Source organism: Luteipulveratus halotolerans (assembly GCF_001247745.1).
GTDB classification, from domain to species: Bacteria; Actinomycetota; Actinomycetes; order Actinomycetales; family Dermatophilaceae; genus Luteipulveratus; species Luteipulveratus halotolerans.
Map to the genome: position 1 here is coordinate 3,120,332 of NZ_LAIR01000002.1, position 22,183 is coordinate 3,142,514.

The 22,183-nt window shown below is 68.6% G+C and carries 18 protein-coding genes; 15 read left to right on the forward strand and 3 right to left on the reverse strand.

The genetic code is table 11. The annotated features are described in order from the left end of the window. Nucleotides 1-639, forward strand: a complete 639-nt coding sequence (locus tag VV01_RS15700; RefSeq protein WP_050670695.1) for a response regulator — start codon at nucleotides 1-3, stop codon at nucleotides 637-639. On the opposite strand, the gene VV01_RS15705 is transcribed toward VV01_RS15700, so the two are convergent. Further along, the gene (locus VV01_RS15705) at nucleotides 624-1,127 is read right to left on the reverse strand and encodes a hypothetical protein (protein WP_157508872.1); all 504 of its coding nucleotides are present in this window, start codon (nucleotides 1,125-1,127) and stop codon (nucleotides 624-626) included. The two genes, VV01_RS15700 and VV01_RS15705, sit on opposite strands and share 16 nt — an antisense overlap. 197 nt (nucleotides 1,128-1,324) lie before the next feature. On the opposite strand from VV01_RS15705, the gene VV01_RS15710 reads away from it, so the two are divergent. From VV01_RS15710 to VV01_RS15725, 4 genes are read left to right on the forward strand one after another with little or no spacing between them, the layout of a single operon-like run. Beyond that, nucleotides 1,325-2,161 carry a hypothetical protein gene (locus VV01_RS15710; RefSeq protein ID WP_050670697.1) on the forward strand — a complete coding sequence of 279 codons (837 nt, stop codon included), beginning with the start codon at nucleotides 1,325-1,327 and terminating at the stop codon, nucleotides 2,159-2,161. 30 nt (nucleotides 2,162-2,191) lie between these two features. Then, nucleotides 2,192-3,088, forward strand: coding sequence for a peptidase inhibitor family I36 protein (locus VV01_RS15715; RefSeq protein WP_050670698.1), 897 nt, complete (start codon nucleotides 2,192-2,194; stop codon nucleotides 3,086-3,088). Between the two features lie 42 nt (nucleotides 3,089-3,130). Continuing rightward, entirely contained in the window at nucleotides 3,131-4,012 is an 882-nt protein-coding gene (locus tag VV01_RS15720) for a peptidoglycan DD-metalloendopeptidase family protein (RefSeq protein WP_050670699.1), read from the forward strand. A gap of 1 nt (nucleotide 4,013) precedes the next feature. Further along, entirely contained in the window at nucleotides 4,014-4,871 is an 858-nt protein-coding gene (locus VV01_RS15725) for a phage tail tip lysozyme (protein ID WP_231635255.1), read from the forward strand. Nucleotides 4,872-4,920: 49 nt separating this feature from the next. On the opposite strand, the gene VV01_RS15730 is transcribed toward VV01_RS15725, so the two are convergent. Next, nucleotides 4,921-7,731, reverse strand: coding sequence for an AfsR/SARP family transcriptional regulator (locus VV01_RS15730; protein WP_050670700.1), 2,811 nt, complete (start codon nucleotides 7,729-7,731; stop codon nucleotides 4,921-4,923). A gap of 389 nt (nucleotides 7,732-8,120) precedes the next feature. On the opposite strand from VV01_RS15730, the gene VV01_RS15735 reads away from it, so the two are divergent. The 8 genes from VV01_RS15735 (at nucleotide 8,121) to VV01_RS15770 (ending at nucleotide 17,255) form a co-directional block, all read left to right on the forward strand. Further along, nucleotides 8,121-9,614 (forward strand): type I restriction-modification system subunit M, encoded by a 1,494-nt coding sequence (locus VV01_RS15735; RefSeq protein WP_331456456.1) that lies wholly within the window; start codon nucleotides 8,121-8,123, stop codon nucleotides 9,612-9,614. Continuing rightward, nucleotides 9,611-10,798 (forward strand): restriction endonuclease subunit S, encoded by a 1,188-nt coding sequence (locus VV01_RS22430; protein WP_071606412.1) that lies wholly within the window; start codon nucleotides 9,611-9,613, stop codon nucleotides 10,796-10,798. Before VV01_RS15735 ends, VV01_RS22430 begins: the two co-directional genes overlap by 4 nt. Next, on the forward strand, nucleotides 10,798-11,064 hold the full coding sequence (locus VV01_RS15745; RefSeq protein WP_050670703.1) for a hypothetical protein: 267 nt from the start codon (nucleotides 10,798-10,800) through the stop codon (nucleotides 11,062-11,064). Before VV01_RS22430 ends, VV01_RS15745 begins: the two co-directional genes overlap by 1 nt. After that, complete coding sequence (locus VV01_RS15750) at nucleotides 11,057-11,332, forward strand: hypothetical protein (RefSeq protein ID WP_050670704.1); 276 nt, start codon at nucleotides 11,057-11,059, stop codon at nucleotides 11,330-11,332. Before VV01_RS15745 ends, VV01_RS15750 begins: the two co-directional genes overlap by 8 nt. Then, entirely contained in the window at nucleotides 11,332-11,808 is a 477-nt protein-coding gene (locus VV01_RS15755; RefSeq protein ID WP_157508873.1) for a hypothetical protein, read from the forward strand. Before VV01_RS15750 ends, VV01_RS15755 begins: the two co-directional genes overlap by 1 nt. Then, complete coding sequence (locus tag VV01_RS15760) at nucleotides 11,805-12,740, forward strand: restriction endonuclease (protein ID WP_050670706.1); 936 nt, start codon at nucleotides 11,805-11,807, stop codon at nucleotides 12,738-12,740. Before VV01_RS15755 ends, VV01_RS15760 begins: the two co-directional genes overlap by 4 nt. 82 nt (nucleotides 12,741-12,822) lie before the next feature. After that, entirely contained in the window at nucleotides 12,823-13,851 is a 1,029-nt protein-coding gene (locus VV01_RS15765) for a Fic family protein (RefSeq protein WP_050670707.1), read from the forward strand. Next, nucleotides 13,848-17,255 carry a DEAD/DEAH box helicase family protein gene (locus VV01_RS15770; RefSeq protein ID WP_050670708.1) on the forward strand — a complete coding sequence of 1,136 codons (3,408 nt, stop codon included), beginning with the start codon at nucleotides 13,848-13,850 and terminating at the stop codon, nucleotides 17,253-17,255. Before VV01_RS15765 ends, VV01_RS15770 begins: the two co-directional genes overlap by 4 nt. 86 nt (nucleotides 17,256-17,341) lie before the next feature. Here VV01_RS15770 and VV01_RS15775 read toward each other — a convergent pair whose 3' ends face one another. After that, entirely contained in the window at nucleotides 17,342-18,382 is a 1,041-nt protein-coding gene (locus VV01_RS15775; RefSeq protein ID WP_231635256.1) for a polysaccharide deacetylase family protein, read from the reverse strand. Between the two features lie 400 nt (nucleotides 18,383-18,782). Between VV01_RS15775 and VV01_RS15780 the strand changes: the two genes are divergently transcribed. Next, nucleotides 18,783-20,771, forward strand: coding sequence for an SPFH domain-containing protein (locus VV01_RS15780; protein WP_050670710.1), 1,989 nt, complete (start codon nucleotides 18,783-18,785; stop codon nucleotides 20,769-20,771). After that, nucleotides 20,768-22,135, forward strand: a complete 1,368-nt coding sequence (locus VV01_RS15785) for an SPFH domain-containing protein (RefSeq protein WP_197275065.1) — start codon at nucleotides 20,768-20,770, stop codon at nucleotides 22,133-22,135. The genes VV01_RS15780 and VV01_RS15785 overlap by 4 nt, the downstream gene beginning before the upstream one ends. Nucleotides 22,136-22,183 lie beyond the last annotated feature (48 nt).

Genomic DNA, 22,183 nt, shown 5'->3' on the forward strand with positions numbered 1-22,183 from the left:
GTGACCGCGCCGCACCGGGTCCTGCTCGTCGAGGACCACCCGCTGATCTCCTACGGCCTGAGCAGGCTGCTGGACGGGCAGCCCGACCTCGACGTCGTGGGCGAGGTCGAGACCGCGGACGCCGCACGCCGGTTCGTCCGCGGTGTCGAGCCCGAGCTGATCGTGCTGCCCGTCCGCCTCGACGGCGACCGTCTCGCCGGCATCGAGCTGTGCCGCCACCTGCGTTCGACCACCACGGCGAAGGCGCTGGTCTACACCTCGTTCACCGACGCCCAGGACATCCAGGCCGCGGTGCTGGCCGGCGCCGACGGACTCGTCGGCAAGGCCGCCTCTCCCGCCGATCTGCTCCACGCGATGCGCACCATCCTGCGCGGCGGCCGCGTCTGGCAGCCGGGTCCCGACCCTGAGCGGCGCAGCAGCGCCACCGCACTGCTCGACCACGCGCAGCTCACCGAGCGCGAGCGCGAGGTGCTGCGGCTCATGCTCGGCCACTTCACCAACGCCCAGATCGCCGACGCGCTCACCATCGAGGTCACGACCGTCAAGACGCACGTGCGCAGCCTGCTGCGCAAGCTCGAGATGGGTTCTCGCCGTGAGCTCTTCGTCAGTCCGTACGCCGCCGGTCACGCCGCGGGATAGGTCACGTCCCACTGCTTGCCGGTGTCCGCGAACTGCACACCGCTCGGCGTGGCCCACTCCGCACGGGAGCCGCCGGGAGCCGAGGCACCGTCGTACGTGGCGCGCAGGTGGCGGGTCAGGCACGCGTTCTTGGCGATGCTCACCCGGGTGCCGCGCCAGTGGGCGCCACCGTCGTCGTGGCCGACCTCGGTGCCGGCGGTGAGGACGACCGGGCAGCCGCTCGCGCGCCGCAGCGCCATCAGCCCGATCACGGTCGACTCGTTGATCTGCTCCACCGACGTGCACGACGCGCCGTACCAGTCGGTGCAGTCACCGCTGGAACGCCAGGTGATGCCGGCCTGCGCGAGCTGGGCGGACGCCTGGGCCTGCGTGAGCTTGGTGGCGTGGTCCTGCGACGCGGCCTGGTTCTGCGACCAGGCCTTGCCGGCGTAGCCACCGGCGACGAGCACCATCGCGATGACGACGTAGCCCACGATCCGCGTTCGCACGTCAGCCTCCGAGGCCTGAGTTGCCCTGTCCGGTCACCGCTCTCGCCCAAAGTTACTGCCGCACCCTCGGGGTCGGACCAGGGGTGGTCCGTCGTTCGGACAAGACTTCGTCAGGCTTCGTAGCGGGTTCGTAGCCGGGCAGTAGCGACCCGGGCCACCGTGGGCACACGCCACATCGCTCACCCCCAGGAGTCGACATGGTCCACCTGTCCCGCCGCACCGTCCTGCTCACCGCCGCCGCGGCCACCGCGAGCACGGCACTGCGGCCCGCGAGCGCGCACGCCGCTCTCCCCACCGTCGACATGGAGCTGGTCGTTCTGGCCGCTCAGCTCGACCCGGTCAAGACCGGCACCGGCATCACCACCGGAGCGGGCCCGAGCGTCACCAAGGTCGAGCAGGCGCTCGTCGCGCACGGCCTGCTCGACGCGTCGTACGTCGACGGCCACTTCGGCACGGTGACGCGCACGGCGTACGGGAAGTGGCAGGAGAGCCTCGGCTACAGCGGTCTCGCCGCGAACGGGCTGCCGGGTAAGACGTCGCTGACCGCTCTCGGCGACGCCCGCTTCACCGTCGTCCGTCCCCTCACGGTCGGCGCTCGTACGACGTACCAGGGCTTCCCCTTCAACGCTCGCACGGTCGCGATGCTGCGCGAGGCGTTCCGGCTGGCGGGCGTCACGCCTGCGGTCGAGCAGGGCTCCTACTCCCCCGGCGTCGACCCGACCTCGGGCGGTACGCACGACGGCGGCGGCGCGGTCGACCTCGACGCCGAGGCCCTCACGTCCGCCCACCGCACCCGAGTGGTCACGGCGCTGCGTCAGGTCGGGTTCGCCGCGTGGCTGCGGACGCCGAGCCAGGGCGACTGGCCGCTGCACATCCACGGCGTGGCGGTCAACGACACCGACCTCGCCCGCGCCGCCCAGACGCAGGTCGGCCGCTACTACCAGGGCCGCAACGGCCTCGCGAACAACCTCCCCGACGACGGCCCGCAGGTCACCAAGGTCACCTGGGAGCAGTACCTGCGCGCCCAGGCCTGACGCCTCACCCCATCCCCTCAGGAGGAAGCCATGTCGACCATCCGCATCCGCTCCACGGCCTTCACCCTCGCCGCTGCAGGCGTGCTGGCCGCCGGTGTCACGGCCCTGGCCGTCCCGAGCGCGCACGCCGCAGCCCGCGACGGCGTCTGCGACACGGGCGAGTTCTGCCTCTACTACAACTCCGACCAGGCCGGCTCGGTCTCCGACTTCGACGGTTCGGTCTCCGACTACGGCGCGAGCCAGCCGGGGTGCTACGAGTTCAAGAGCGCCGGCGCCGGCCAGGGCCTGTGCGTCAAGAACAACGCCGCGTCCGTCTGGAACCGCACCGGCGCCGTCGTCACGGTGTTCTACAAGAGCGGGTACGCCGGTGCGATCGACTCGATCAGCGCAGGCACCAAGGCCAACCTGAAGTCCACGCTCAAGAACGAGAACGCCGGCCACCGGTTCGGCAGCGCGTCCCGCAGCTCGCTGTCGGACGGTCCGTACAAGGCGACCGGCACGGTGAGCGCGTACTTCGACGGCTACCTCAGCACCAGCGGCCGCCACGAGGGCGTCGACATGACCCGCGCGATCGGCGCGCCGGTCTACGCGATGGTGTCGGGCACCGTCACCCGTGTCACGCAGGGCGCCCGCGGAGGCGACGGCCTGTCGACGATCGCGATCTACAACGCCACGCTCGACCGCACCGTCGTCTACCTGCACTCCGACCCGGTCGCCCTGAGCGTTGGCCAGTCGATCGCCAAGGGCCAGCAGATCGCGGTCGAGGACTGGCGCGGCATCTCCTCCAGCGGCGCCGCCCACACGCACGTCGAGGTGCGCATCGGACGGCAGACCGCAGCTGCCGTCAGCGTCGGCGACCCGACCCTCACCAACCCGAACCCGACAACCTTCTGGGAAGCGCGCGGATACAACATCTGCTGTGCCTGACCCCCGAATCCCGTTGCACACCAAGCAGATCAGGAGAAGTCGATGAAGAAGCCCAGCCCGTCCCGCAACGCATCGTTCGCCCTCGTCCCGCTGGTCACGCTCGGCCTCGCGACCGCCGCGTTCGTCGCCCCGACGTCCGCTGAGGCCGCCGCCCGCGACGGCGTCTGTGACTCCGGCGAGTTCTGCCTCTACTACAACTCCGACAACGCCGGGTCGGTCTCCGACTTCGCCGGGTCGATCCCCGACTACGGCGCCACGCAGCCGGAGTGCTACGAGTTCAAGAGCGCCGGCGCCGGCCAGGGCCTGTGCGTCAAGAACAACGCCGCGTCGGTCTGGAACCGCACAGGCACCAAGGTGCGCGTCTACTACAACTCCGGTTACGCCGGTGCCTCGCAGGACTTCGCCGCCGGCACCAAGGGCAACCTCAACACCACGCTGAAGAACAACAACGCCTCCCACCAGCTCAACCCGGGCACGACCGGTGTCTTCCGCCTGCCGTTCCCGTGCGGTGAGGTGTGGGCCGCGCAGACCCGCTCCAACCACAGCCCGGCCAACGCGGTCGACTTCAACCACTACCCCGACGACCTCGGCTGGAAGGTGTACGCCGCCGCCCCCGGCAAGGTGAGCAGGGTCGCCGACCTGGGCGGCACGTCGTACGGCAAGTACATCGTCATCGACCACGCCGGTGGCTGGCAGACGCTGTACGCGCACCTGCAGTCGCAGAACGTCAGCGTCGGCCAGACGGTCTCCGACACGACGTTCATCGGCCGCGTCGGCAGCACGGGCGGCTCGACCGGTCCGCACCTGCACTTCGAGGAGAAGCTCAGCGGTGTCGTGAAGCGGTCGACGTTCGCCGACGGCAGCCCGGTCTACCCGGACAGCACCGTCAACCTGTCGCGCAAGACGCACTGCCCGGCGGTGTGACGTGAACGTCAAGCCGCTGCGCCGGCGTACGGCGCTCGCACTCGTCCCGGTGGCCACGCTCGGTGTCGTCATGGCCGGTGTCGTCAGCCCGTCGGCGGCCCAGGCCGCCGGTCGTGACGGCGTCTGCAACGACGGCGAGTTCTGCTACTACTACAACTCCTACCAGGCCGGTTCCGTGTCGGACTTCACCGGTTCGGTGTCCGACTACGGCACCACACAGCCCACGTGCTACGAGTTCAAGGGCGCCGGCAACGGGCAGGGCCTGTGCGTCAAGAACAACGCCGCCTCGGTCTGGAACCGCAGCACCAAACCGGTGACGGTCTACTACAACACCGGCTACCTCGGTGCGACGCAGACGATCCAGCCCGGCGTGAAGGCCAACCTCAACAGCACGCTGAAGAACAACAACGCCTCCCACCGGATCTACACCAACAACCAGCAGACGGCGTTCAACTTCTTCGTCGGCATCGGCTACACCAAGCGGCAGTCGGCCGGCATCGTCGGCAACCTGATGCAGGAGTCCGGCACGGGCGTCGACCCGCTCGCGTCACAGGCGGGCGGCGCCGGTCGCGGCATCGCCCAGTGGAGCGTCGGTGGGCGGTGGGACACCTACGCCAACGACAACGTCGTCTGGTACGCGAACAAGCTGGGTATGTCGCCGTACTCCCTGACGTTGCAGCTGAAGTTCATCCAGTACGAGCTCAACACGTTCAGCGGCTACGGCAAGTCTCCGCTGGTCGCCTCCACCACGATCGACGGCGCGACGGTCGTGTTCCAGGACTACTTCGAGCGGTGCGGCACCTGCTACACGGCCACCCGCAAGACGTACGCCCACCAGGTCTACGACACGTACGCCTGACCAGCAGTGCCCCGACGGGTCGGTCGCCTCGTGGCGCCCGGCCCGTCGGTCATGCTGACGGCGCTCGCACGGCCCGTACGCCGCGGGTCGCGTCGAGGGCGGCCATCGCCTGACGGCAGGTCGCCTCATCAGCGAGAGTTCCGTTGCGGCGGAACGTGATTGCCGCGCTCGCGAGGTCGGCGTACGCCTCGTCGAGACGGCCGAGATGGGTGTGGACGTCGGCGCGTCGGGTGAGCGTGAACGCGAGGCAGCGCTCGTCCTGCAGGTCGGCGAGCATCTCGACGGCCTGGTCGAGCCCGTTGAGTGCTGCGGCCGCGTCACCGCACCGGTGCTGCACCTGGCTGAGCTCACGCAGCACGACCGCCTCGCGGTGCGAGTCACCCTCCTCGCGGGCCATCACCAGCGACTGGCTGAACCACCGACGCGCCTCGGGCAGTCTGCCCTGAGCGAGCCGAACCATGCCCGCCGAGCAGCGCAGGTGCGCCTCGAACGCCCGGTCGCCCAGCTCGGCGCCCAGCGCCAACGCCTCGTGCAGCAGCGCCGCAGCGTCGTCGAGACGCCCCGACAGCCGGTGCGCCGAGACGAGCGCCCCGAGCGCCATCGCCTGCCCGCGACGGTCGCCCGCGGTGCGTGCGAGGTCGACCGCGCGCTCGGCCAGCGTTGCGGCGTCGCCGATCTCGGACCGGTAGAGGTGGATCTGGGCGAGGCCGCGCAGCAGCACCGAGCACGCGAGCGGGTCGTCCCCGGCAGCCGCGAGCGCGGTGTCGTGGCTGTGCCGCCAGTCCTCCAGCAGGGCCCGGTCGTCGAAGTACGCCGCGAGCGTTGCGGCGAGCTCCCAGCAGGGTTCGACCAGGTCCCAGTCGGCGGCCAGCTGCACCGTGGCGACGAGGCTCTGGCGTTCGGCGTCCAGCCACGAGAACGGGTCGGCTGCGCGAGCGACCGCGAGCGCGTCGTCGACGGGTCGGCGCAGCGCCCGGCCGCGTGGCGGGTCGAGCGGGCTCGGCGGCAGTCGGTGGCGGGCGTCCTCGACGAGGTGCAGCCAGGTGGCGACGACCCGGGCCACGGCGTCGCGGCGCTGCTCATGGGTGAGGTCGGCGCACAGGTCGACCGCTCGTACCCGCAGGAGGTCGTGCAGCCGGTAGCGCGGCTGGCCGTGCCGGTCTGTCGACGTCAACGACACGAGGTTGGCGTCGACGAGTGCGTCGAGCACGTCGTCGGCGTGGTCTCGGTCGAGCAGCGGCGCGACGACCCAGCCGGGCCAGTCGTGCGAGCCGAGCAGGCCGAGCAGGCCGAGCAGTGCGAACGCGCGGCGGGCCTCGTCGGTGAGCAGCCGCAACGACAGGTCGACACTGGAGCGCACGTCGAGGTCGCCGAGGCGCAGCTCTTCGAGGCGACGGCTCTCGTCAGCGAGGCGTGAGCGCAGCACGGCGAGGGTCCACCCCGGCCGGCCGAGCAGCTTGCCGCCCGCGATCCGGATCGACAGGGGCAGGTAGCCGCAGGCGCGCGTGATGTCGTGGGCGACCTCGGATTCTGTTGCCACCCGGTCGGATCCGACGATCCGCGCCAGCAGGTCGTACGCCGAGGCCGGGTCGAGCGGGTCGAGCTGCACGTGGCGCGCACCGGCCAGTCCGGTCAGCAGGCGACGACTGGTGACGACGACTGCGCTGCCGCCGTGCGGTGGGAGCAACGGCCTGACCTGCTCGGCCGAGCAGGCGTCGTCGAGGAACAGCAGCACCCGTCGGTCTGCCAGCACCGAGCGCAGCAGCGCCGAGCGGGCAGCCGACTCGTCCGGGATGGCGCGGCCGCTGACGCCGAGCGACCCGAGCAGCTCGGCGAGCAGCGCGGCCGGGTCGCGCGGGGCGTCGGCGGTGCCGGCGAGGTCGAGGTAGAGCTGGCCGTCGGGGTACGCCGACGCGAGCTGGCGCGCCGAGTGCAGTGCGAACGTCGACTTGCCGATACCGGGCGAGCCGTGGACGACGACGACCGCGGGCGGTCGGGTCGGGTCGCTGTCGCTGAGCTGGTCGACGACGCACCGCAGCTCGTCCTGACGGCCGGTGAAGTCGGCGACGTCGGCAGGCAGCTGACACACGACGGACCGGGCGGGGTCCTGCGCCGGGGCGTCGTCCTCACCGCTGAGGATCTTCTGGTGCAGGGCCTGCACCGTGCCGCACGGCTCGACCGCGAGCTCGTCGACGAGCATCCGCCGCAGCCGCGCGTACTCCTGCAGCGCCTCGGCCTGGCGACCGCTGCGGTGCAGCGCGAGCATCAGCCGGTGCCAGAGCTGTTCGCGCAACGGGTGCTCGGCGATCAGGTCACGCAGCCCGCCGATGACCTCACCGTGCCGACCGGCCTCGATGCGGGCGTCGACCTGGGTCTCGAGCAGTGTCAGCCGCAGCTCACGCAGCCGGTCGACGCGCGACTGGACGAGATCGCTCGCGGTGACATCGGCGTACGGCTCACCGCGCCACAGCGCGAGCGTGCGGTCGAGCACCTCGACCGCGGCCTCGGGGTCGCCCCCGCGCATCAGGGCCGTCGCCTCGGCCAGCCCGGCTGCGGCGGCCGCGGCATCGAGATCGTCCGGGCGGACGCACAGCCGATATCCGGGCGGCTCGGTGACGACCACCTGGCCGACGCCGTCGTCGAGCAGCCGACGCAGCCGCAGCACGTAGCCGTGGATCTGGGTGGGCGCGGTCTTGGGCGGCGCGGTGCCCCACACCTCGTCGATGAGGGTCTCGATCGACACCACACCGGGCGCCTGCGCAGCGAGCGCGGCAAGCACCGCACGGCACTTGGCGCCACCGATCGCACGCCACTGCTCATCGACGCGGACCGACACCGGTCCGAGCACCCCGATCCGCATCACCCTGACTCCGCTCGTGCCGACCCCAGGAACACCGGCGTGGAGCCGGTATCTCGGAACCTAGCCGTCAGGCGTGAACGAACGGCGGACGGAGACCGACGGATTCACAGCCGCCAGGTCTGGCGCAGGTCAGGTGGCCCAACCGCTGGTTGAGCCGGGCGAGCTCCAACCCGCTGGTCGAGTAGGCGACCGCCCCAGCGGGAGCCGTATCGAGACCATGCCCGCCACCGCTGGTTGAGCCGGGCGAGCCCCACAGGGCGAGCCCCACAGGGCGAGCCCGTGTCGAAACCAACGCGACTGCCAGGGAGACCCAGGCTCCCGACCCCTGTCAGTGGTCGGTGCCATCCTGCTCGGCTGCGCTGGAGATGCCGGCGAGCAGAGAGGCCGTCATGGCTGTTGAGAGCGTGACTACGCTGCGCCGTGTGATCACGGGTGAGCTCAAGAGCAAGGTCGACAGGGTCTGGGACGCGTTCTGGTCAGGAGGCATCTCCAACCCGCTGGAAGTCATCGAGCAGATCACCTACCTGCTGTTCCTGCGTCGCCTGGACGACCGGCAGATCCTGGCCGAGAAGAAGGCTGTGCTGAACAGCGGCGTCATCGAGGACCCGGTGTTCATGCCGGGCGAGGAGCAGGAACTGCGCTGGTCGCGGTTCAAGCAGCTCGACGCCGAGTCGATGTACGAGCTCTTCGACACCCGCGTCTTCAAGTTCCTTCAGGGCCTCGGCGGCGACGGCTCCACGTACGGGTCACACATGAAGAACGCCCGCTTCACGATCCCGACGCCGGCGCTGCTGTCCAACGTCGTCGACATGATCGACGGCATCGAGCTGACCGACCGCGACACCAACGGTGACCTCTACGAGTACCTGCTCTCCAAGCTGAGCACGTCCGGCACCAACGGTCAGTTCCGCACACCGCGCCACATCATCGACCTCATGGTCGCGATGACCGCACCCAAACCGGACGACGAGATCTGCGACCCGGCGTGTGGCACGGCCGGCTTCCTGGTGGCCGCATCGGAGTACGTCCGCCGCCAGCACCCGGGCGTGCTGAGTGACGCCAAGCAGCGAAATCACTTCCACGAGAGCATGTTTCACGGGTACGACTTCGACTCGACAATGCTGCGCATCGGCAGCATGAACATGCTGCAGCACGGTGTCGAGCGCCCCGACATCCGCTACCGCGACTCGCTGTCGGAGGTCGCGGGCGAGGACACCCAGCGCTACACGTTGATCCTGGCCAACCCGCCGTTCGCGGGTTCGCTCGACTACGAGTCGACGGCCAAGGACCTGCTCAAGACCGTCAAGACCAAGAAGACCGAGCTGCTCTTCCTGGCGCTCTTCCTCAAGCTGCTCAAGGCCGGCGGCCGCGCAGCGGTGATCGTGCCGGACGGTGTGCTCTTCGGCTCGTCGAAGGCGCACAAGGACCTGCGCAAGGCCCTGGTCGAGGAGCACAAGCTCGACGCGGTCGTGAAGCTGCCGTCGGGTGTCTTCAAGCCGTACGCCGGGGTCTCGACGGCCATCCTGTTCTTCACCAAGACCGGGGTCGGCGGCACCGACGATGTGTGGTTCTACGACGTACGCGCCGACGGCTTCTCGCTCGACGACAAGCGCAATCCCACCGAGGCCAACGACCTCCCCGACGTCCTGAGCCGCTGGTCGAATCGCGCGGCCGAGAAGGACCGCGCCCGCACCGAGCAGTCGTTCCTGGTGCCCAAGGCCGAGATCGTCGAGCAGGGCTACGACCTGTCGCTCAACCGCTACAAGGAGATCGAGTACGACGAGGTCGAGCACCGTGCGCCGCTCGACATCATCGCCGACATCGAGACCCTCGAAGCCGAGATCGCGAAGGGCCTCGCCGAGCTCAAAGGCATGCTTCGATGAAGGCTGTGCAACTCGGCGACGTCTCCACTTTCGTGCGTGGCATAACCTTCAAGCCTTCCGATGTGGTAGATGACGGCGTGGGCGTAATGCGCACGAAAAATGTGCAGGAATACCTGGAACTGGACGACATCATGCGAGTTCCAGCAAGCATGGTGAAGCGCGACGATCAGTATCTGCGCGAGGGCGACACGCTGGTCTCAAGCGCAAATAGTTGGTACGCGGTCGGGCGCGCGTGCTGGGTACCACGCACATCGGAACGCTTGGCCATCGGCGGATTCGTCACCGCGCTGCGACCGACCTCTGCCGACGTCGATCCACGCTACCTGTACCGCTGGTTCACGTCATCACGAACGCAGGCCACGTTACGCAGCTTCAGCAACAAGACGACCAACATCTCCAACTTGAATCTAAAGCTCGCATCGGCCATGCCAATTTCGTTGCCCAGTCTGGGCGAGCAGCGGCGAATTGCGGCGATCCTGGATCAGGCCGACGCGATCCGCTCCAAGCGCCGCCAGGTCCTCGCCCACCTCAACTCCCTCACCCAGTCGATCTTCCGCGAAATGTTCAACTTTGGAACAGCTCCTTGGCGAACGGAAAGATTTCGCGACGTTGTTCCGGTCATCGGAAACGGCACGAGCCCGAATTGCGAAGCACGACCCGCAGGCGAGAACGAGTGGGGCGTCCTCAAATTGGGAGCAGTCACCTATGGCGACTTCCGCGCGGCAGAGAACAAGGCATTTCTGGGCGAGCTTGGCGCCATGGCCTCGAACGAAGTCCACGTGGGCGACGTACTGATGACCCGAAAGAATACGCGTGATCTTGTTGGCGCAGTAGCCGTCGTCGACGAGGTGCGTCCACGGCTCCTCCTTCCAGACCTGATATTCCGCCTCGATATCGACCGCACCCAACTGGACTCCCGATATTTTCAGACGCTGATGATGACCCCGTCCAAACGTTCGCAGGTCCGAAATCTGTCGAGCGGCTCGGCGGCGAGCATGCCGAACATCTCAAAGGCCAGGCTCGCAAACCTTCCGATCGAGGTGCCTCCGCTTCCGTTGCAAAAGGATTTCGCCGCGCGCAGCGAGGCAATCAACGATTCGCAGAAGGCCCTGGCGAGAGTCCTCGCTGCTGACGATGCGTTGTTCGCGTCGCTGCAAGCACGGGCGTTTCGGGGCGAGCTCTGATGGCACGCACCAAGACACGACTGACCGACGAGCAGCACGCCTACCTCGCCCGCCTCGCCGACGCGGCACGCGCACGGCAGGCGGCCGAGGCGGCGTACAAGGAGGCGCTGCTCGCAGCGTACGAAGACGGCCGCGTCACCCAGACCGCGATCGGCGAGACCCTCGGCATCAGCACCGAGTCCGTGCGCCGCTATCTCGACCGCAACAGCGAGACACGCGCGCCCAAAGCGACAGCCGCGCGAGAAGCAGGCGAGCGCGATGGCTGAGCGGTTCTCGGGCAAGCGGCCGTTGGAGATCGCGGAGCGCTACTCCGCCGGCGAGATCGACCGGGAGCATCTGCTCGACGAGCTCTCGACCTGGCCCTACCCACCACGCGAGCCCATCGACATCGTCGAGTGGAACGTCGCGGGCATGGGCGACGAGTGGGACGACCTCGGCATCGCGACGAGCCGTGGCTACATCACGTACGACGACTACGCCGTGATCTTCGACCGGGTCGAGGCTGCGGAGACCGACACCAAGGGGAGGCAGTGATGACCGCGTACGGACATCGCGCGATGGAGCACTGGAAGCGGTGGCTGCCGCAGCGGTACGCCGCGCTCCCGGACCCGCAGGCGTTCTTCGCCGACCTCGGTCGGCAAGTCCAAGATCGGGTAGTCGACGTGAGCGAGCAGCTGCAGGAGCAGTACGCCAACGACCTCGCGCGCTTGGCGTACCTGGAGAAGGTCGGCCGCTTGAACGCGATCCGCAGGCAGGCGGAGGAGGTCGTGCTGACCGAGATGGTCTACCTGGAGCCCGAGCCCGGAACCGGCGACGGCTCGAACGACGAGGAGCCGCAAGGCGATCCGTTGTCACGGTGGATGGACCCGACCGGCATGCCGTGGGACCGCGACCACGAGCTGTGGCGGATGCAGGATGACGAGACGGTGTCGACCGAGGCGTTCGCAGTCGCGTGCAAGGCGTGGGAACAAAGCCTGCGAGACCATCTGGACCGGGAGGAGGGCCGATGACCGACGACAACGGCGCGAGCGAGGTGCCGATCTGGCCACACTTCGTCCGACACGTGCTCGCCGTGCTGTCCGATGGCTCAACGCTGCCGCGTCGCGACCTGGTCGACCAGGTCATCGACCACGCCGCGCTGTCCGACTCGGCTCGCGCTGAGACCCTCAACACCGGCGGCTACCGCTCTGAGCAACGCATCAGCTGGGCCATCAGCAACCTGCTCAAGGCGACGCTCATCGAGCGACCCGTGCGAGCGTCGTACCGCATCACCGAAGCAGGTCGCGCGTGGTTCGCCGACCACCCCGACGGTGTCATCGACTACGCGACGGCGCGGAGCACATTCCACGAGTACTGGCCGACCGGCACTCGCACCGCCCACGGCGAATCCGCGACAACACCAGTCGAATCCGAAGGCAGCACCGACGTCGACCCGGTCGAGCAGATCAGCTCGGGCATCGACCGCATCGAGGCCGCCGTCAGCGACGACCTGCTCCAGCGGTTGCGCGACAGCCACCCGACGTTCTTCGAGGACGCGGTCGTCAAGGTGCTGCTCGCGATGGGCTACGGCGGCGCCGAGCAGCGCGGCAAGCGGGTCGGCGGCAGTGGTGACGGTGGCGTCGACGGGGTCATCGACCAGGACGCGCTCGGTCTCGAACGCATCTACGTGCAGGCCAAGCGCTACGCCGAGGGCAACACCGTCGGCCGCGAGACGATCCAGGCGTTCATCGGCGCGCTGCACGGCTTCGGCGCCAACCGCGGCGTCTTCATCACGACCAGCTCGTTCACCCAGCACGCCCGCGACTACGCCGGCAGCATCCCGACCCGCATCGTGCTGATCGACGGCGAGCGCCTGGTGGGCCTGATGATCAAGTACCGCGTCGGTGTACAGGTCAAGCAGACCTACGACGTCGTCGAGGTCGACGAGGACTTCTTCGAGTAGTCATCGCCACGATCGCGCGGCGAAGTTGATAAGTTCAATTAGCTGTTCGATCGGGTGATCAACTTCCGCGACAGGGGGAAGCATGGGCCGCGGACGAACGTCACGAGTCACCGTCTACGCACGGCTTGACGCTGCCATCGCCGAGCTCGAGGACCGTCTCGGCGGACTGCCGTCACCGCGCGAGTCCGAGTACGTGTGGTCAGACATCTGGCATCTCGAAGCCCATCACTCCACCGCGCTCGAAGGCAACACGCTTGTTCTGCGCGAGGTGGAAGCCCTCCTCGAGAACGGCCGAGCAGTCGGCGCGAAGCCGCTCAAGGAGTACATGGAGGTCCAGGGCTACGGTGATGCGGCGCGCTGGGTCTACGCCCAGGCGCTCAACCCGGGCGACTGGCACAACGGTGACCTCATCTCGGTGGCCGAGGTCTGCGAGATCCACCGCATCGCCATGAGTCCTGTCTGGCAGGTAGCGCCTCATCCGGAGGCCACCGACCGAGAGGCTCCCGGTCGCTATCGCGAGCACGAGATCGCGGCCTTCGACGGCGGCATGACACCACCGACCTGGCCGCTCATCCCGTCAATGCTGAGTGACTGGGTCGGCAAGGTCAAGGAGCACACCGACGAGCTCCGACGGGCACGTGAGTCGGATACGCCCTTCGCCGAGCTCCTGGCGTCGCTGCACAACGAGTTCGAGTGCATCCACCCGTTCATCGACGGCAACGGCCGCACGGGTCGTCTCGTCCTCAACCTCATCCTCGTGCGGCTCGGCTACCCACCGGTCATCGTGCTCAAGACCCAGCGACCGGCGTACCTGTCCGCGATGGCCAAGAGCGACCAGGGAGATCACGGGCCGCTGGGCGAGATCCTGGCACGCGCGATGTACGACAACCTCAACCGTTTCATCGTGCCGGCCGTCGCAGGGCCCGCCCGCCTGGTGCCGCTCGCGGCGCTCGCTGACGACGACTTCACCGTCAATGCGCTGCGTCAAGCCGCGACCCGCGGACGCCTTGAGGCTGTTCAGGGCGCCGACGGCGTGTGGCGCACCAGCAGACGCGCTGTCCAGGCATATGCGCGCACACGAGGCAGGCACCGAGCCGGGGAGGGCTCATGAGCAACTTCGCCTTTGTCCGTTCGACCCTGCCCGAGCTGTACGACGACTGCGCCCGCGCCGAGTCCTACGTCACCACCGACCCGGTGTCGGCCTGCTTCTGGAGCAGGCGAGCGGTCGAGCACCTCGTCAAGCACCTCTACGACGTCCTCGGGCTTCATGCTCCGTACGACGACCGCATCGCTGCGCGCATCGACGCCGCCGAGTTCAAGCGGGTCACCGGCAACGGAATCAACAAGAAGCTCAACCTGATTCGCCGCCTCGGCAACTCCGCGGTGCACGACACCAAAGCCATCCCGTTGCCTGTCGCGTTGTCGGTGCTCCGCGAGCTGCACCACGTCATGGTGTGGGCAGCGTTCAACCACTCCCCTGCCCCACAGGCGGTGCCGACGGCTGAGCAGTTCGACCCGAAGCGGGCGGCCCAATCCGCTCCGCTGTCCCACGCCGAGGTCGTCGCGCTCGCGCAGAAGATGAAGGCGCAGGACGACGCACACGCCAAGGCGCTGGCCGAGAAGGACGAGCTCGCGGCCGAGAAGGACGCCGAGATCGCCCGACTCCAGGAGCAGATCAAGGCCGGTCAGGCCGCCAACGTCCTGCCCGACGAGCACGACTACACCGAGGCCCAGACCCGCGACCTGTGGATCGACGTCCTCCTGCGCGAGGCCGGCTGGCCGCTCACCGAGACGCGCGACCGCGAGTACCCCGTCACCGGCATGCCGATCGCGTCCGGCACCACCGGATCGTCGGCAACTGGAAAGGGATTCGTCGACTACGTGCTCTGGGGCGCAGACGGTCTGCCGCTCGCGGTCGTCGAGGCCAAGCGCACCACCAAGAGCGCACAGATCGGCCAGCACCAGGCCAAGCTCTACGCCGACCGCCTCGAAGCCGAGTTCGGCCGGCGCCCGGTCATCTTCTTCACCAACGGCTACGAGCACTGGCTGTGGGACGATGCCGCCGGCTACCCGCCGCGCGAGGTCCAGGGCTTCTACACCCGTGGCGAGCTGGAGCTGATGGTTCAGCGCCGCGCGACCCGCAAAGCCCTGTCCACCGCTGATGCCAACGCTGAGATCGCCGGTCGGCCCTACCAGCTGCGCGCGATCAAGGCGGTCGGTGATGCGTTCGACCGCAAGCAGCGCGAGGCCCTGCTCGTGATGGCGACCGGCACGGGCAAGACGCGCACGGTCATCGCACTGATCGACCAGATGATGAAGGCCGGCTGGGTCAAGCGCGTGCTGTTCCTCGCCGACCGGACCGCCCTCGTACGCCAGGCCACCAACGCGTTCAAGTCCACCCTGCCGTCGACGACTGCGGTCAATCTCGTGACCGAACGGAGCGGCGAGGGTCGCGTCTACACCTCGACCTACCCGACGATGCTCAACCTCATCAACGGGCTGACGGCCGACGGCGACGGTGTCACCACACGGAAGTTCGGACCAGGCTTCTTCGACCTCATCGTCATCGATGAGGCGCACCGCTCCGTCTATCAGAAGTACGGCGCGATCTTCGACTGGTTCGACGCCATGCTCGTCGGCCTCACCGCTACGCCCAAGGACGAGGTCGACCACAACACCTACCGCCTCTTCCACCTCGAGGACGGCGTCCCGACCGACGCGTACGGCCTCGACGAAGCCGTCAACGACGGCTGGCTGGTACCCGCGCGCGGCGTCTCGGTCGGCACCAAGTTCCTGCGTCAAGGCATCCGGTACGACGACCTCAGCGAGGACGAGAAGGACCGCTGGGACGCTCTCGACTGGGGTGAGGACGGCCCTCCCAGCGAGGTCGGGTCCGAGGAGCTCAACCGCTTCCTGTTCAACGAGGACACCGTCGACAAGGCCATCGCCACGCTGATGACGGAGGGACACAAGGTCGCCGGTGGCGACCGCCTCGGCAAGACCATCATCTTTGCCAAGAACCAACGGCACGCGGAGTTCATCCAGCGACGGTTCGACGCCCAGTTCCCAGAGCTGGCAGGGCATTTCGCGCAGGTCATCACCCACTCGACGTCGCACGCTGACACCCTGATCGACGACTTCTCGACGCCCGACAAGGCGCCCCACATCGCGATCTCGGTCGACATGCTCGACACCGGCATCGACGTGCCCGAGGTCGTCAACCTGGTGTTCTTCAAGATGGTGCGTGCCAAGTCGAAGTTCTGGCAGATGATCGGCCGCGGCACCCGGCTGTGCCCCGACCTGTTCGGCCCCGGCAAGGACAAGCAGGACTTCCTCGTCTTCGACTTCTGCGGCAACCTCGAGTTCTTCAGCCAGGACCTGCCCGGCAGCGAGGGTTCGATCCAGAAGTCGCTGTCGCAGCGGCTGTTCGAGGCTCGCGTCGGCCTCGTGACAGCTCTTGACGCCGCGCACACCGAGCCCGACCTGCGCACGAGCACCGCTCGTACCCTGCACGAGTTCGTGACGGGGATGAACCTCGACAATGTCATCGTCCGCCCGCACCGCAGGTGGGTCGAGCGGTACGCCGACTGGGACGCCTGGGCGACCCTGACCGCCGACGATGCTCACGATGTCATCCAGGACCTCGCGGGCCTCCCCTCGACTGACCGCGACCCCGACGAGGGCGCCAAGCGGTTCGACCTGCTGATGCTGCGGCGCCAGCTCGCTCAGCTCGACGGCGACGCCGGCGAGGCCGAGAAGATCTGCCGCACAGTCCAGGCGATCGCTGCCGCGCTGCTCGACAAGACCACGATCCCGTCGGTCGCTCAGCAGGCTGAGCTGCTCGGCGAGATGGCCGACGACGAGTGGTGGCAGGACGTCACGCTCCCGATGCTGGAGCACGCACGCCTCAAGGTGCGATCGCTCGTGCAGTTCATCGAGCGCACCCCGCAGAACTCGCTCTACACCGACTTCGCGGACGAGCTGATCGGTGAGCCGACCAGCGTCGAGCTGCCCGGCATCACACCTGGAACCGACTTCGAGCGCTTCCGTGCCAAGGCCGCCGCCTTCCTGCGCAAACAGCAGACTCACGTTGCGCTGCAACGACTCCGGCGCAACAAGCAGCTCACCACTGACGACCTCAGCGCGATGGAACGCATGCTCATCGACAACGGCATCGGTGACGCCGAGGACGTGCGGCAGGCTGCGAGCGAGGCGCACGGGCTCGGGCTCTTCGTACGGTCGCTCGTCGGGCTCGACCGCGACGCGGTCAACGACGCGTTCGCGCGCTACCTGCGCGGCAGCGAGTTCACCCTCGACCAGGTGCGATTCGTCGAGCTCATCGTCGACGAGCTGACCGCCAACGGTGTCATGGAGCCAAGCCGCTTGTTCGAGTCACCGTTCACCGATCGCGCACCCCAGGGGCCTGACCAGGTCTTCCCGATGACTGAGGTGCACTCGATCGTCCAGACCCTGAACGAGGTCAAGGAGCACGCCGTCCCACAGGACGTCGCGTAGACGTCACCGGGTCTCGATACGGCTCGCGCTGGGGCGCTCGCCTACTCGACCAGCGGTGGTGTGCCTACTCGACCAGCGAGGGCACGTCAGGTGAGCCGGAGGTAGGTGTCCCAGCCGCCCGTCGGCGCGCCGTTCAGCGCCTGCAGCCGCTGGATCACCGCGGGCGTCTGCGCATCCAGCCAGTCGCACAGCCCGCGCATCGTCACGAACCGGGTGTCGGGCTGCTGCGCCATCACGCGCATCGCCTCCTCGACGGCTTCCATGTAGATGCCGCCGTTCCACTGCTCGAAGTGGTTGCCGATGACCAGCGGAGCCCGGTTGCCGTCGTACGCCCGCCTGAACCCCGCGGTGTACGACGCCACGGTCGCCTTCTTCCAGGCGGGCCGCATCGCGGGGTCGCCGTTCGGGCCGCCCGACTGGTTGGCCATGAAGTTGTAGTCCATCGAGATGACGCCGGCGCGCGTGCCGGGCAGCGGGATCGGCTGCATCGACAGGTCCCACAAGCCGCAGTCCTTACGCGGCCAGGACGCCGGGCGGGTGGCGCTGGAGTCGTAACGCCAGCCCAGCTCGGACGCGGCGCGGCGCAGGTTGGCCGAGCCCTCCAGGCACGGCGCACGACCGCCGACCAGCTCGGTGCGGTAGTCGAACGGCAACGACGGCAGGTCGGTGAACCCGGTGTTGGTCCGCCACTGCGCGACGAACCGGTGCACGTGCTCGATCTCGACCTTCCAGTCCGCGGGCGACCACGCCGAGACGCCGGTCGGCCCGCAGAAGTGGCCGTTGAAGTGCGTGCCGATCTCGTGGCCGGCCAGCCACGCCTTGCCGGTCTGCTCGATCGTGGCGTGGACGTAGCGGTCCGGGAAGTAGCCGATGTCGGACGCCCCGACCCGGTGGTGCGGCGGGTGGTAGAGCGCCTTCTTGGCCTGCGGCAGGAAGTAGATCGCCGACAGGAAGAACGTCATCCTCGCGTCGTACGCCCGCGCCACGTCCTGGAAGTAGGAGTTCAGCCCGGCGCCGGTCTGGCCGCCGCCGTCCCAGGAGATCACCACGAACTGCGGCGGTCGCTGCCCGGCACGCAGCGGCTGCGGTGGCGGTGGCTGGTGCGGCTGCGGACCGGTGTCGGACATCGAGCCGTCACCGATCGGCGTACCCGTCGGCGTCGGTGACGCGCTCGTGGACGAAGTCTTGGGTGTCGGCGTTCGCCGACCGGTCAGTGCGGCCGGCGGCCTGATGTCATCGGAGGTGCACGCCCCGAGCGCGGCGCTCGCTCCTACGGCGGCCGCGCCCAGCGCAGCCCTTCTGCTGACCTTCTCCATGAGTCCCCCAACCCACGTCACCCCTCGCCCTACATCGGTGTACGACGAACGGGGCCCTTACCAGGTTGTGCCCGTATGGCGGCCGCGTCCACCACCTGACCCGGCCTGTCGGGAATCCGCCCGAGGCGGGAACCGGGCTGTGCCACACTCCGTCAGCACCGCGGACCCCGCGCTGCGGGGGAACTCACGACACGAGACTTTGGGGTCATCCATGGCAGGAGCAGATCGGATCCGGCAAGCCGCCGCGCAGTTCGCGCAGGGCGGCGACATGCGGGAGGCGGTGAGCAACGTCGTACAGCAGGCCGCCGGGGACCGGCTCCCCGCAGGCCTGGACCCGGGCGACTTCGCGACCGCCCGCCAGCAGGGCTTCTCGACCGGCACCCGGATCGTGCAGCAGACCTGCTCGCTCGACAACGCCAGCGAGACGCTCAACCAGTCCAGCTATCAGCCCGGCCCGCAGGGTCCGGTCCACGTGATCACCCCGATGGTCATGCCCAAGGGCCGCCGGTTCATCGGGATGCTGCCGGTGCTCGTCCTCGCCGTGATCGGCGTCGCCGGCGCGATCGCGCTGCTGCCGGCCGACGGGCTGTCGATGGCGCTGTTCGGACCGCACTACTGGGTCATCCTCGTGCTGCTCGCCGCGTTCCTGTGGTGGCGGCTCGGCATGGTGATGGTGCCCGAGGGATGCCAGGCGCTCATCAGCCGCTTCGGCAAGGTCGAGAACCTCGTCGGCCCCGGCCTGGTCACCCTGTTCAACCCGTGGAAGCGCGTCTCGTACATCGTCAACACCACGCGCGAGTACCCGTTCAACGCGCCCATCCACGAGGCCCCCACCAAGAGCGGTGTGCAGGCGAGCGTCGACCTGTTCCTGCAGTTCCGCATCGTCGACCCGCGCGCGTTCATCTTCTCGCTCGGCGCCGTGCAGGGCTTCCAGGACAAGCTCAACAACGCCATCTCCGAGACGACCCGTTCGCTCATCTACGAGCAGGAGGCCGCCGGCATCTACGACCTGGTCGGCGAGTCGACGCAGCGTCTGCTGGAGCAGCTCAACCACCAGTTCTCGCCGGCCGTGGAGTTCACCCACGCCAACATCACGCACGCCGAGCCGTCCTCGCAGGAGTACCGCATGGACCTCGCCGCGCCCGAGATGGTGCGCGTCGCCAAAGAGGCCTACACCTACGAGTACGAGCTGCAGCTGAAGAAGGAGCAGAACGAGGGTGACCTCAACAAGGACCTCGCCTCGCTCAACGAGACGCTGAGCTCGATCCAGGCCGACATCGCCAAGTACCAGGCGCAGATGGACACCGCGCTGGAGCGTGAGACCAACCGCGCGAAATCCCTTGCGCGCCAACGGTTCGTCGAGGCCGAGTCCGAGGCCAACGCCAACGCGGCGCTGCTCGAGGCGCAGGCGCTCGACATCCGTGCGATGAGCGCGGCCGAGGCCCCCGAGATCCTCGACTACCGCTACCAGCAGGACCTCCTGGCCCGTCTGGAGCAGGTCCGCGGCGCCCTGCCGCAGATCGTCCAGGTCGGTGGCCACGACGAGAGCGTCGACTACCTCAAGATCGCTCAGGGGCTGGTCGGCGGCGCAGGTGCGCAGCTGTTCTCCTCCGAGGAGCTCGACCAGATCCGCCAGCGCAAGGACGAGATCTCCGCGCGCATCAGCTCGCGCGAGACGTCGATCGAGTCGCTGCTGCAGCCGCCGGAGCCCGTCGAGGTCGACGAGATCGTGCCGACGACCGCCGACGACGCCCTGCCCGGCGCCGACCGCCTGGAGGAGATCCGCAGGTCGGTCGAGCAGGACACGCCCGAGCCGAGTACGCCGGCCACCCCGCTGGTTGAGCCGGGCGAGCGCCCAGGCGCGACCACACCGCTGGTTGAGCCGGGCGAGCGCCCAGGCGCGACCACACCGCTGGTTGAGCCGGGCGAGCGCCCAGGCGCGACCACACCGCTGGTTGAGCCGGGCGAGCGCCCAGGCGCGACCACACCGCTGGTTGAGCCGGGCGAGCGCCCAGGCGCGAGCCCGAGTCGAAACCCCGTGACGCCCGGGGAGACTCAGCCGGTCGTCGTACCTGGTTTCGACACGGACTCCGCTGGCGCTCCGTCCGGCTCAACCAGCGGGTCGACTGCTGCACCGCAGACGCGGTCCGAGCGTCACCGCCTCCCCAACGCCGCTGACACCCAGGAGAACGACCGATGAGCGAGATGGTCCAGCAGCAGATGGCCGACGCCGGCGTCGGACGCCCGCGCGGCATGTCCTCCATCAAGGAGGTGCTCGGCAGCTGGGGTGACATCCGCCAGCTGCTCCGCGGCGGCCAGTCCGGCTCGATCGTGCCGGTCGTCATCCCCAAGGACAACCGTGGTCTGCGCTGGCTGACGCTGGTGTGGATCGCGTTGTGGCTCTTCGCGACCGGCGCGATCTCAGCCACCACCGACGCCGACTGGCTGATGGTGCCCGCCGTTCTCGGCGCCGTCCTCGCGCTCGCACTCGCCGCCCTGTGGTGGTGGCGCAGCTCGATCGTCGAGATCGAGGAAGGCACCGTCGGCGTCCTCACCAAGTTCGGGGCGATCGCCGGACCGGGCCTGATGCCGGGCCGCCACTACCTGTGGCACCCGTGGGCGCGGGTCGCGTACGTCGTCGACGTCACCACCGAGATCCCTTACAACGCACCGGTTCTCGCGTGCCCGACGCACGAGAACGTCCCGCTGAAGTCGATCGAGTTCTTCCTGAAGTTCCGCATCCTCGACGCGGTGCAGTTCGTGCAGACCATCGGCGCCGGCAACTTCGACCTGGTGCTGTCCAACTCGGTCCAGGACGCCATCCGCCAGCGTTCGCGCATGGTGCGCACCGAGCGCGCGTACGACCTGCGCGGCTCCGACGTCGCCGACATGCAGGAGCTGCTCAACCGTCAGCTCGCCCGCTACGGCGTGCAGATCCTCGGCTGCAACATCCCCGACGTGCAGCTGCCGACGCAGTACCGCCAGCACATCTCGACGCGCGAACGTGTCGCCAAGGAGCTGTCGGCGTACGAGAAGGAGTGGGAGCTCACCCGCAAGCGCCGCATCGACACCCTGCTCATGGACATCGAGCGTTCCAAGAAGGTCCGCGACGCCAAGGTGATCGAGGTCAACGCCTCGCTCAACAAGGCCCGCAAGGACGTCGCGCAGATGCTCGAGGAGCAGGAGACCGAGGCGCAGCGCGTCAAGTACGAGATCGAGACGCGTGGTCGTACGAATCTCGTTGCGGCACAAGGTGAAGCGCGCGCGCAGGAGCAGCTCGCGACGGCGTACCGCGACAACCGTGCGGTGCTCGGGTACGAGCTCGCCCGCCGCCGTCTCGACGTCGGTGCCCAGCTGGCCAACAGCGCACCGCAGCCGGTCATCGTGCAGACCGACGGCGGCTCGGGCGACAGCTCGGCCCTGTCGACGCTGATGCTCGCGCAGCTGCTGCCTCAGCTCGGTCAGAGCAACGGCAAGCGTGCCCAGCGCGCGATCGCCCAGCACGACGATGCGCTGGAGTCGTTGGCGGACAAGGCCGCTCGCGCCCTGGACGACCAGAAGTAGCAGCCCGTACGCCGAAGGGCCGGGTCTCCCACTCGGGAGGCCCGGCCT